Raw genomic sequence first — 10,818 nt, forward strand, 5'->3', positions numbered from 1 at the left:
GCTGGAATCGTACGGCAAGTCAGAGCATCGCAATTGTTTTGGAGATCGAGGTTAGCCGGGGATGAGTTTGAGATGAGATCGCGTCAGGTCAGGATTTTGATTGCAGCAGTTTTGGGGAGTGCGGCGCAGCTGTGCGCGCAGACGCAATCCGTGCCCGAGGCGAACCCGGCCCGTCCGACGGTAGCCACCCCGGCGACGTTGACGCCGGTGGGGTATCTGCAGTTTGAGAGCGGCGTTCTTTATGCCGATGGTTCACCTGGGTTTTCTATTCAATTTTCAATCAACCAGGTTATGAAGTTGACCGTGACGCCGCGGCTGCAGTTTCTGGGCATGTTCGGTCCACTCGCCAATACTCATCGCGCAGCGGGCGGCATTGGAGACGGGAATCAGCCTGGGGGAATTGCTGCTGGAGTGCAGGGGGTTGTGTTTCCCGGGAATGGCGCGAAGCCGACGATCAGTTTGAGCTACGCCCACACGCTTTACGCCGGGTCTGCTCCAGACATCGATATTGGCAGCTTCGATCAGAGCGCGACCTTCCTTTGGAGCGAAGACCTGGGTGGTTTTCACTTCGATGTGAATGGCATTTTCAACCAGCAGTCAGAGGGAAATGTGCGGCGAGGGCAGTTTGGCCAGACCGTGTCGATCTCTCATCCGCTTGGGCCATTCACAATCGCGGGAGAATTGTGGCATTTCACGCAACCGCTGACGCGGGGAAATGCCGTTGGGAATTTGTGGGCTCTGTCGTACGCGGTGCGGAAAAATCTGGTGATCGATGCGGGATTCAACCGCGGACTCACTTCCTCATCGACCCAGTGGGAAGGGTTTGGAGGATTCACTTACTTACTGCCCCATCGTCTTTGGAGATCGCGCGCAGCCGATTAGGTTAGCCACGACGGTGGGGAATTACGAAATGGTCAATGGTCACCGGTTGGGCGACGAGCCGGTAGGTCGCGATCGGTCGCCAGGCCGGCAACACGGACGATTGTTTCGGAGACTTGTTGTGGTGTGAGCAGGTCGGTGTGCAGGGAAACGTGCGCTGTTCGGTAGAGCGGCAAGCGACGCTGGTAGCGCGCGGCGAGGTTGGCCTGGTCGGCGAGAACGGGACGCATATTCTCGGTTCCGCTGCATCGGGCGAGCGTGGTGTTGAGCTCGACTTCGAGATGTACGAGCAAGGTGCCGGGAGCATTGAGAAGAAGCGTACGCGTGTCTTCGCGTTCGATGGCGCCGCCGCCGAGAGCAAGCACGAGTCCGTCAGCGGTTGCGAGGCGGGCGATGGTTGCGTGTTCACGGTCGCGGAAGGCGGATTCGCCATGGCGGGCGAAGATTTCGGCGATGGCAGCGCCGGCTTCGGTTTCGATTACGTTGTCGACGTCGATGAATTGCCAGCCGAGGTGCCCGGCAAGGATGGGGCCGACAGTGGATTTGCCGGAGCCCATGAAGCCGGTGAGAACGATGCGGCGCGGCGGCATGGCGGGGACGGTTTGGTTTGCGGAGGCCAAATGGATTCTTCCTGTTCTCGCGTGAAATTCCAGATTATGCCCTAACCCTCAGGGGTTAAAACCCGACGTCCTTTTCGTTCTTGCGGCACGACTAAAGTCGTGCCCTGACGCAATACATGTTCATGAACTGTACTCGATCACCAGTATAAGTAGGCGTTTCTCCGTGGTTAGCCCAGGACCATGACGACGGCGCCGGCGGTGATCAGCAGACCTCCCGCGACCACGGGGACGGTGAGCTTTTCGCCGAGCAGGAGCCACGCGAAAACCATCACGAGCGGCACGCTCAGCTTGTCGAGCGGGGCAACACGCGAGGCCGGCCCCAGCTGCAGGGCGCGAAAGTAGCAGAGCCACGAAAGGCCGGTGGCTAGTCCGGAGAGCACGAGATAGAGGACGGTGCGCCGGTCGAGGAGGCGGATCTCACCATGCTTGCCAAGTGCCAGGGCGATGGCCCACGCAAAAACAAGGACGACGGTGGTGCGAATGGCGGTGGCGAGGTTTGAGTCCACATGCGCAACGCCCACTTTCGCGAGTAATGCTGTCGCAGCGGCAAAGAAGGCTGATAGGAGAGCCCATCCAATCCAAGTCATAGCCCCTATGGTATGTGGCATGGGTCTGCTTCCCGTCATCTAGACTGGATTTTATGGAGACGGGCCGGGCCAGCAAAACTGCTCTGGGTGTGGCGATTCGACGCGCGGCGCACCAGTTGGCGGACAAGCCTCCGATATTGGATGACCCCATTGCGCTGCGGCTGGTGGGCGAGGGATATCCGCGACTGATGGAGCGGGCATTGCATCCTGTGGGTCGCGACTTTCGCGGCTTCATGGCAGCGCGCAGCCGGTATGCCGAGGATCAGCTGGCTGAAGCCGTGGCGCGCGGCGTGACGCAATACGTGGTGCTCGGGGCGGGGCTGGATACGTTTGCGTACCGCAATCCGTTTTCCGCGTTGCAGGTGTTTGAGGTGGACTTTCCAGCCACGCAGGTGTGGAAGCGAACCATGCTGGAGCAGGCCGCGATCGCCTTGCCCTCCAATCTCGTATTCGTGGCGCTGGACTTTGAGCATCAGACGCTCGCGGATGGGCTTGCACAGGCGGGGTTGGATTTCGATAAGCCGGCGTTTTTTGGCTGGCTGGGCGTGGTTCCTTATCTGACGCTCGAAGCATTTCGGGCCACGTTGAGCGTGGTGGCGCGGATGCCGGCGGGCAGCGCGGTGTGTTTTGACTACGCGGTGGACCCGGAGATGCTGAGCCCCATCGGGCGCGTTGCGTTTGACAGGCTTGCGGAGCGCGTCGCGGCGGCAGGAGAGCCATTCCAGCTCTTCTTTACGCCGAAGACTCTGGATGCGGAGTTGCGGCGGGCGGGATTCGGGAGTATTGAGCAGGTAGGCTCCGCTGAGCTGAACGATCTCTACTTTAGCAACCGCGCCGATGGGCTTCAATTGTCGCCGCTTGGGCTGGGCATCCTTGCGACGGCGTGGGTGTGAGTCGAACCCGATGCGACGCTACAATGGAGCCAGCATGATGCGCAGGATTTTTGGATTTGTGATTGCGGCGTCGCTGGGAGCCGTGTCGGGTTGCGGATACCACACCCTTGGCGCGCCGACGCATCTGCCTCCGGATGCGCGCACGCTTTCAGTGCCGATGTTTGCCACGCATACCGAGACTTACCACACTGAAGCTGCACTGACCGATGCGGTCATTCGCGAGTTTGCGGCCCGTTCGCGGATGCGCGTGGCGCCGGCCGCGGGTGGAGACTCCGACGTGGTGCTGCACGGCACCATTCTGAACGAAACTGTTGCGCCGCTGACCTACAACACCACGACGCAACAGTCCTCGAGCTTTCTCATTACCCTGGTTGTCTCGGTGACGCTGAAGGATCGCGAGGGCAAGGTGCTGTACGAGAACAAGAACTACATTTTTCGCGAACAGTACCAGTCGACCTCCGATTTGCCGACGTTTCTGGATGAGCGCCCGGCGGCAATTGACCGGTTGTCGCGCGATTTTGCGCGCGCACTGGTGGCGGAGGTGCTGGAAGGAATGTGAGAAGCAGGGACAAGGGACAAAGGGACAAGGGGACAAAGGGACCAAAGGAATTGGGAGGAACGGAGGAACAGATTCGATTTCATCAGACGACTGTTGCAGATGGGTTTCGGCCTTCTAATCCTCAGTTTCTTATCCATGTTGCGCTGGTAATCTGTATACGCATGCTCGCTGCACGGCCAACCTGGAGTTCTGTGCGATGACCGGCTCTCGCTGGGGAGCGGGCTTCAGCGCCGTAGGGCGTTTTGTGGGGGAGATTGAGGCAGCCGCTGCCGGGAAGAGCTCATTGCGGGCGGGGTATGTGCTCGCGGGCGATGAGATTTTCCTGCTGGATCGTTGCCGCGAAGCGGTTCTGAAAGAATTTGTTCCTCCTGACCTCAGGGATTTTTGCCTGTCCGACCTCGACCTGGGTTCAACTCCGATCTTCGATGTGCTGGACCGCGCTCAAACGCCCTCGCTGATGGCGCCGTTTCAGGTGATTTTTGTGCGCAATGTGCGCCAGTTATACACGCGGGGGGCGAAAAAGGACGAGTTTGCCGCGCTCGAACGCTATTTCAAGTCGCCGAATCCGCAGGCGCTGCTGATTTTTGTCGCCGATTTCCTGCGTATTCCCACCGATACGCGGCGCATGGAGATGGACGACAAGAATCGCTTTGAGCGTCTGACCGAGACGCTGGGCCAGCATTGCGGCATGGTGGAACTGGCGCGCGTGGCCGAAGAAGATGCGATGCGCTGGGCGGTCGCCACAGCGCAGGCTGCCGATACCAAACTCGAGCCCGACGCGGCGCGCGAGCTTGTGGATGCATTAGGCGCGGACATGATGCTGATTGCATCAGAGCTGGAGAAGCTGCTGCTCTACACCTTTGGCCGAGGCCGCATCACGCTGGGGGATGTCGAGACGATGGTTCTGGCTGCCAAGCAGCGCTCGCTCTACGAACTGACTGACGCCATTAGTTCACGCAACACGGCGAAAGCCCTGGCGCTGCTGCACGGACTGCTGAACAGCTCGGACGCGGGCGAGGATGCAGCGATCGGGCATCTTTACATGCTGGCGCGCACGTTCAGGCAGATGCTGGTGATCGTCGAGAAGAATGTGCGGGACTCGCGCGCGATCTGGCAAGCGCTGTGGCAGGGGTTTCGCATGCCGCCCTTTGCGGCGGACGATCTGATTCGCCAGGCTCGGCGCTACAAGAGCCGGCGCGAACTGACGCGAGCGCTTCGCTTGATTGCGCGTGCCGATCTTGAGCTTCGCTCGTCGCCGCCGGACAAGCGGCTTGTGCTGGAGCGGCTGGTGTATGACCTGGCCGCGGAGCCGAAAGCTGGACCGACGCCGTGGGCTTCGGCGCAGTTGTCGTTCGAGGGGTAGCCAGACAGGAAGTTCAAGAAGCAGAATTCTTCGCTCACCACCCCCAAACTGAAGTGCGTTTGGGGCCCCGTTCTCTCAGAATGACAGCGTCAGTTACTGGCTTCGCCAGCGTTAGTTAATAGACGCCGTGCTCGTTCAACCATGCGCCGCAAGGCTGGTCGAGCTTCTCCACGTGGTCGAGGTACCAGGACGGCAGGAACTCAAGCAGAGAGGGGAAATGCGGGACTTCTTCGTGGTTGATCTGTTCCAGAGCCACGTAAAGCTTTGCGAGAAGATGCTGGTGCGCGGTCCGATGGTCGTTGATACCGGGGAAGCCCTGTTTCAGCAGAAGCTGTTCTTCACTTTGAAAGTGCATCTGGGTGAAGTCAATGAGGCGTTCGAGCTGCAGGATGACGTCGCGGCGGTCGGCTCCGCGAAGCAGCATGACGCGGAGTTCATTCAGGGTATCCATGAGAATGCCGTGCTGATCGTCGATGGCTCCGACGCCGACGATGCACTCGCGACTCCACGTCAACAGTGTCACATCCCCCTCCGCGACCAAGCGCAAGTCTAGTCCGGCCGCTGAAAGTCACAATGACGCTAAGGTGGGGAGAGCATGAGCCTTTGGGTTCGCCGGCGTGTGACTTCCGGCGCATTACCCTGGTGCTTCTTACTCCAGAATCACGTCCGGCTGAGGCTCGTGGCTGCCCGTGGTTAAAACGATGGCAGCGCCGAGGATCAGGGTTCCGCCGAATCAGGCGTAGGGGCCGAGATGCTCCCCGAGGAGTTTGACGCCGAGGTAGGAGCCAAGAGCAGGCTCGATATTGAGGAAGACACCAGCGCGCGAGGCTGGGACGTGGTGGATGCCCCAGTTCCACAGAAAGGTCGTCGTGGCCGTGCAGGCCAGCCCGCTGATAGCCAGCGCCACCCATGCGGTGAGGCTGACATGGGCGAAGGGCGGCGGCGACACCTTGTCTGCGCGCCACGGGTTCAGGAGCATCGGGCCTACGGTCCACGCGGCAAGCATGATGGTGCCGGCCACGATGCTGTAGGCGGTGACCACCACCGGGCTGTGGGTCTTCATCAGCTTTTTGCTGAGCAAGATCCAGGTGAGCGCGGTGCAGAGCGAGAGGACTACCAGCAGATCGCCATACAGGGTGGGTTCTCCCTGTGCAGCCGGGCCGCGGTGAATCACCCCAACGAGCAAAGACCGCTCGTCGGGGACCCCGATGTGGCCGCCGAGTACGATCAATGCCGCGCCAATGGTTGAGGCGACCAGGGCGGCCCAGCCAAAGCCATCGAGGTGTTCGCCGGCAAAGAGGGCTGCGGCGACCCCGAGTAGAACCGGCATGGAACCAACCATCAGAGATGCGTGGCTGACCGTGGTGTGCGCCAGGCCGTGGAACTGAATCAGGAACTGGACGGGGATTCCGAAGAAGGAGGAGACAAGCAGGATGCGAATCTCGCCGCCGGTGAAACGAACCCGGTTTAAGAGCGCGACGGGCAGTAGGCCGACGCAGGCAAAGAGGAACCGGTAGAGCACCATGTGCTCCACGCTCATCTCATTGAGCGCGAGCAGGCCGAAGTAGAAGCCGGTACCCCACAGGCATCCGGCGACCGCGCATGCGCCGTAGCCGAGAAACCGGGTGCGCGCGGTCAATGTTGTTGGTTCTGCCATGCTTACTTTAACTGTCGCACAGCCAAGCTGAGGGCCTTTGGAGGCTTCGAGAGGTGGCTGTCCGGGCTTAAGGCTTTCGGAGTCTATTACTCCAAAAACCCAAGTAAGACGGTGGGGATTGCTTCCAGGGCCGGCATTCCCGGAGGCGGAATATTCCTGAGAAGCAACGGAACCTGAAAGACCAGCGGGCCGTCCAAGATCGTGCTAGCATTTGTGGCACGGTGCGTTCTGGCCGCTGTCATGTGGCGAGGCGCTTCTCACCAACGTTCGCCCAACCAACAAGAGGATGCGAACATGAAATCGACATACTTTTCCAAGGCCATGACCTTCCTTCCGCTGCTGCTGCTTGCTCTGGGTCTGCAGGCGCAGTCAAACGACGCAACCAACCCAAATCCAGGCATGTCCAAGGTACGCATTGTGCGCCTGAGCCAGGTGAAGGGCTCTGTCCAGATCGACCGCAGCGACGGGCGCGGCTATGAACGGGGCATTGCGAATCTGCCGATTGTCGAACACAACCAGTTGCGCACGGGCGAGGGTATTGCCGAGGTGGAGTTTGAGGACAACAGCTCGCTGCGGCTGGCACCGAACTCCCTGGTGGAGTTTCCGAGCCTGGAGCGCTCGGCAAGCGGTGCGACCATCTCCTCCGTTCACCTCATTGAGGGAACCGCATACATCAGCCTGGTGAAGCCGCAGAACAGCAAGGCGGCTGCGAATGAATTCACGGTGATTTTTGGTAACCGCACGCTCAATCTCGATCCAGCGACACACGTTCGGCTGGACCTCGCAGGCACCGAGGCGAAGCTCGCTGTATTGGACGGGTCCGTTCACGTGGGTGAAGCGAACGGCGCGGTGATCATTCCCAAAAAGAGGACGGCAACATTTCAGACTTTGGATGCCAGCGAACCGACCGTGGCGCGGAGCGTGGAGGCAAGCCCATTCGACGGATGGGATCATGAAGCGGCTTCCTATCACTCGGGTGTCGCTGCGTTCAGCGCGTTCAACTCGCCCTATGCTTATGGCCTTCGGGATCTGTCGTACTACGGAAGTTTCGTCAACTCGGCCGGCTGTGGTGGGTCAATGTGGCGGCCCTACTTCGCCAGCGCGGCGTGGGATCCATTCGCCAATGGCACCTGGGCGTGGTACCAGGGCGCGGGTTATTCGTGGGTGTCTCCGTACCCCTGGGGGTGGACGCCGTATCACTCCGGTTCGTGGGCGTACTGCGGCGATGTGGGCTGGGGATGGATGCCCGGCGAAGGCGGAGGATGGTACGGCGTGAATAACGTCGCGGCACTCACGCCGATGGGACGCACCACGGGAAGCAGCGGGCGGATGCAGCCGCCGCACCTGCCAATCCATCCGCCGCTTCCGCACGCACCTTCGATGATTGCGATCAACACGAAGCCGATTCCGGTTTCGCAGGTTGCATCGCCGACGAAGTTCGAATTCCTGAAGGACTCGGCGGGATTGGGCGTGCCGCGGGGAACGCTGGGTAACCTGAACAAGTTCTCCCGCACATCCATCAGCCGCGGCATCGCAAGCACCGCGATTTACGCCACCGTTCCGCGAGCGGGCCAGTCCATAGGGGGCGGAATCACCAGGTCGGAGATGTTGAGCGCATCGATCCATCGCGGGTATGCGCCGACTTTCGGTTCATCATCTCCGGGAAATTACTCCGGCACTTCCTATGCCGGATCGAGCAACGCGGGCGGAATGAGCGGCGGGGGCGGGTCGAGCGCGGGTTCCGCTCCGGCGGCAAGCGGAGGGCCTTCAGGTGGTGGAGGTGTGAGGAAATAAGTACCGCCACATATCAGTGCCGACAGGAGTGCGCAGCTTTCCGGGGGTGCGCACTCCATGCACTTTCTCCGAACTCGGATTGCTTGAAGTCTTGAATTCTCGAACCTGAAGATACGAAGAGCTTCCAGTTGCGTGGTTCCACGTCTGCAAGAAATCTACGTTACCGCACGATCAAGCCTTGAGAATCGGCGAAAATACATTGAGATGGTGAAGCGCTTTTTCGGGTTTGAGATGTGCGCCGCATTTGCGCGCATGGGCCAGCTTCTGGCGATCGCTGCAGTGTTATCTGCTTCGGCGGCGCAGGGCCAACTTTTCAAACATCACCCGAAAGATCAGCCGGACGCTCCTTCCACTGAACGAGCAAAGCCGGAACGCCCCGCATCGCAGCCTGCGGCATTTACAGTCCCCGTGGAGCCGCTGGGCTTTTTTGCGCCGGGCGCGATTTATCAGGGCCAGCGCGAGAGCCTCGTCTCGCTGGATTTTCTGGATGAAGACCATCTGCTGTTCACGTTTCATGCGCCGGGCCTGATTCGCCGGGAAGGCAAGCCAGCCGCAGACAACGAGCGCCAAATCCGTGCGATGGTGCTGGCGCTTCCCTCGGGAACGGTGAACGCCGAAGCGCTATGGACGGTCCATGACCGGGGCCGCTATTTGTGGATGCTGGACGACGGGCATTTCCTGCTGCGGGATCAGAACAAATTGCAGCTCGGCGATGCGTCATTGGAACTGAAGCCGTCGTTGCTGTTTCAAGGGCCGTTGTTGTGGCTGGAACTGGATCCTTCGCAGGACCTGATTGCAGCGGATTCACGCGAGCCGGAGGGGGCAAAGCCGCCGGCGGGCGCCGTGCCGAGCCCCGCGACAGCATCTGCCTGGATTACTTCGGATGAGGGGAAATCGGAGGCCGAGCCCAACATCGTTCTTCGCATTTTGCGCCGCTCCACGGGACAGGTGATGCTGGTCAGCCGCACGCGAACAACGGTGCATCTCCCCATCAACTCGGAAGGATTCGTCGAGACTTTGCGCGGCAAGGGGCACGAATGGGTGCTGGTGCTGAACTACTTCACGGGCGGGAGCCGCGTCATCGGTAGCCTCGACTCGATGTGCGCGCCGGCTGTCGAGTTCGTTTCGAATCCGGAGGTACTGGTCACCACCTGCAATCCCGACAGCAGCCGCTGGATGGTGGCCATGTCGACGGACGGCAAGCGCTTTTGGAATGTAGCCAAGCCACCGACGCAGATTTGGCCGCGCCTGATTATGGCGCCCAACGGGCTGCGCTTTGCCCGGGAGACGTTGACGGTAACGCATGCGATAGACACATTTGCGCCACTCAGCTTTGACGATGTCACGGGCCAACTGGTGGAGGTGTACGACGCCATCAGCGGGAATGTGGCCTTGACGGCTCCGGCCAGCCCGATTCTGGATGGAGGTGGAAATGTTGCGATTTCGCCGTCGGCGCGCCGTGTGGCCATTCTCGATGCGGGCGCCATCCAGGTGTATGAACTGCCGGCGCCGGCGGCTGGACTCCCCGCGGCACGATGAGCCGGGCGGGTGTTCAGGGCTTGCTATCGACATGTAAACTTGCCTGCGGGGGTTTTTCTTGGCCTTGGCTGTCTTTCGGTATACCGCTGCGGCGGCCTCAGACCGCGGGCGCAAACGGCCTTCGAATGAAGATGCCTATGGCTTCTCCATCGAAGCGGGTGTGTATGTGGTTTGCGACGGAATGGGCGGAGCAGCGGCGGGGGAAGTTGCCAGTACGATTGCCGTCGACGAAATACTCCGGTTGTTGAGTCATCGCAACGAAGACAACGGTACTCGACTGCCGGATGCAGCGGAGAGTGCAATCTGCGAGGCCAATGAAGCCATCTTTACCCGTGCGCAACGGAATCAACGCTTGAGCGGTATGGGGACAACCATGGTAGCGCTGGCTACGCGCGAGCGGCGGGTTTGGGTGCTGAACGTCGGAGATAGCCGCTGCTATCGCCTCCGCAAAGACAAGCTGGAACAACTTAGCCGTGACCACTCGCTGGTGGAAGAGCAGGTACGGCTTGGCCGCATGACGCCGCGTGAAGCTCTGCATTCCCCCTTGAAGAATGTGATTACCCGCGCACTGGGAACGCAGTCGCATGTGACGCCGGATGTGTTCGAGTTCGAAGCAGACCCCGGCGATCTCTTCCTTCTTTGTTCCGATGGGCTGACCCGCGAGTTATCCGATTCCGTCATTCAGGATTTGCTCAACAGCGATCTCTCGCTGGAAGCGCGATCGGCCCGGCTCGTGGAAGCTGCGAAGAAGGCCGGCGGCCACGATAACATCACGTGCCTGCTGGTGCGTGCCGAGGGCTAGCTAGCCTGGATGTCTCACACGTACTGAGTTTTTTGAGGTTGAAGCTTAGCGTGCGTGTTTTGGCGGCTTGTGAGTTGCATCGAGGGGCAGTATGCGCCGAGGGCGCGGCCCGGGTAAGCAGGGTG

At 60.6% G+C, this 10,818-nt stretch carries 11 protein-coding genes; 7 read left to right on the forward strand and 4 right to left on the reverse strand.

Annotated features, from left to right (window positions below; translation table 11 throughout):
• Positions 1-72: 72 nt before the first annotated feature.
• The gene (locus WCA10_RS14475; protein WP_472823243.1) at positions 73-882 is read left to right on the forward strand and encodes a hypothetical protein; all 810 of its coding nucleotides are present in this window, start codon (positions 73-75) and stop codon (positions 880-882) included.
• 32 nt (positions 883-914) lie between these two features.
• Here WCA10_RS14475 and WCA10_RS14480 read toward each other — a convergent pair whose 3' ends face one another.
• Positions 915-1,499 (reverse strand): shikimate kinase, encoded by a 585-nt coding sequence (locus WCA10_RS14480; RefSeq protein WP_472823244.1) that lies wholly within the window; start codon positions 1,497-1,499, stop codon positions 915-917.
• 167 nt (positions 1,500-1,666) lie between these two features.
• Positions 1,667-2,107: an EamA family transporter gene (locus tag WCA10_RS14485; RefSeq protein ID WP_472823245.1), complete on the reverse strand. Its 441-nt coding sequence runs from the start codon at positions 2,105-2,107 to the stop codon at positions 1,667-1,669.
• 32 nt (positions 2,108-2,139) lie between these two features.
• Between WCA10_RS14485 and WCA10_RS14490 the strand changes: the two genes are divergently transcribed.
• The 3 genes from WCA10_RS14490 (at position 2,140) to holA (ending at position 4,901) form a co-directional block, all read left to right on the forward strand.
• Positions 2,140-2,979 (forward strand): class I SAM-dependent methyltransferase, encoded by an 840-nt coding sequence (locus WCA10_RS14490; protein WP_472823246.1) that lies wholly within the window; start codon positions 2,140-2,142, stop codon positions 2,977-2,979.
• A gap of 10 nt (positions 2,980-2,989) precedes the next feature.
• Positions 2,990-3,538 (forward strand): LPS assembly lipoprotein LptE, encoded by a 549-nt coding sequence (lptE, locus tag WCA10_RS14495; protein ID WP_472823247.1) that lies wholly within the window; start codon positions 2,990-2,992, stop codon positions 3,536-3,538.
• A gap of 196 nt (positions 3,539-3,734) precedes the next feature.
• On the forward strand, positions 3,735-4,901 hold the full coding sequence (gene holA / locus WCA10_RS14500; protein ID WP_472823248.1) for a DNA polymerase III subunit delta: 1,167 nt from the start codon (positions 3,735-3,737) through the stop codon (positions 4,899-4,901).
• Between the two features lie 115 nt (positions 4,902-5,016).
• Here the strand turns inward: holA and WCA10_RS14505 are convergent, their stop codons facing one another.
• Complete coding sequence (locus WCA10_RS14505) at positions 5,017-5,424, reverse strand: bacteriohemerythrin (protein WP_472823249.1); 408 nt, start codon at positions 5,422-5,424, stop codon at positions 5,017-5,019.
• 210 nt (positions 5,425-5,634) lie between these two features.
• Positions 5,635-6,558, reverse strand: coding sequence for a DMT family transporter (locus tag WCA10_RS14510; RefSeq protein ID WP_472823250.1), 924 nt, complete (start codon positions 6,556-6,558; stop codon positions 5,635-5,637).
• Between the two features lie 294 nt (positions 6,559-6,852).
• Between WCA10_RS14510 and WCA10_RS14515 the strand changes: the two genes are divergently transcribed.
• From WCA10_RS14515 to WCA10_RS14525, 3 genes are all read left to right on the forward strand, one after another.
• Positions 6,853-8,352 (forward strand): DUF6600 domain-containing protein, encoded by a 1,500-nt coding sequence (locus tag WCA10_RS14515; protein WP_472823251.1) that lies wholly within the window; start codon positions 6,853-6,855, stop codon positions 8,350-8,352.
• Positions 8,353-8,556: 204 nt separating this feature from the next.
• Positions 8,557-9,891, forward strand: coding sequence for a hypothetical protein (locus tag WCA10_RS14520; RefSeq protein ID WP_472823252.1), 1,335 nt, complete (start codon positions 8,557-8,559; stop codon positions 9,889-9,891).
• 64 nt (positions 9,892-9,955) lie between these two features.
• The gene (locus tag WCA10_RS14525) at positions 9,956-10,693 is read left to right on the forward strand and encodes a Stp1/IreP family PP2C-type Ser/Thr phosphatase (RefSeq protein ID WP_472823253.1); all 738 of its coding nucleotides are present in this window, start codon (positions 9,956-9,958) and stop codon (positions 10,691-10,693) included.
• The last annotated feature ends 125 nt before the right edge of the window (positions 10,694-10,818 follow it).

The organism is Occallatibacter sp. (assembly GCF_049582745.1).
In the GTDB taxonomy this organism is placed as follows: domain Bacteria; phylum Acidobacteriota; class Terriglobia; order Terriglobales; family Acidobacteriaceae; genus Telmatobacter.

Coding starts and splice junctions, on each gene's coding strand:
- lptE (WP_472823247.1), top strand. CDS start 2,990: ATGCGACGCTACAATGGAGCCAGCATGATGCGCAGGATTTTTGGATTT.
- holA (WP_472823248.1), top strand. CDS start 3,735: ATGACCGGCTCTCGCTGGGGAGCGGGCTTCAGCGCCGTAGGGCGTTTT.
- WCA10_RS14485 (WP_472823245.1), bottom strand. CDS start 2,107: ATGCCACATACCATAGGGGCTATGACTTGGATTGGATGGGCTCTCCTA.
- WCA10_RS14475 (WP_472823243.1), top strand. CDS start 73: ATGAGATCGCGTCAGGTCAGGATTTTGATTGCAGCAGTTTTGGGGAGT.
- WCA10_RS14520 (WP_472823252.1), top strand. CDS start 8,557: ATGGTGAAGCGCTTTTTCGGGTTTGAGATGTGCGCCGCATTTGCGCGC.
- WCA10_RS14515 (WP_472823251.1), top strand. CDS start 6,853: ATGAAATCGACATACTTTTCCAAGGCCATGACCTTCCTTCCGCTGCTG.
- WCA10_RS14490 (WP_472823246.1), top strand. CDS start 2,140: ATGGAGACGGGCCGGGCCAGCAAAACTGCTCTGGGTGTGGCGATTCGA.
- WCA10_RS14510 (WP_472823250.1), bottom strand. CDS start 6,558: ATGGCAGAACCAACAACATTGACCGCGCGCACCCGGTTTCTCGGCTAC.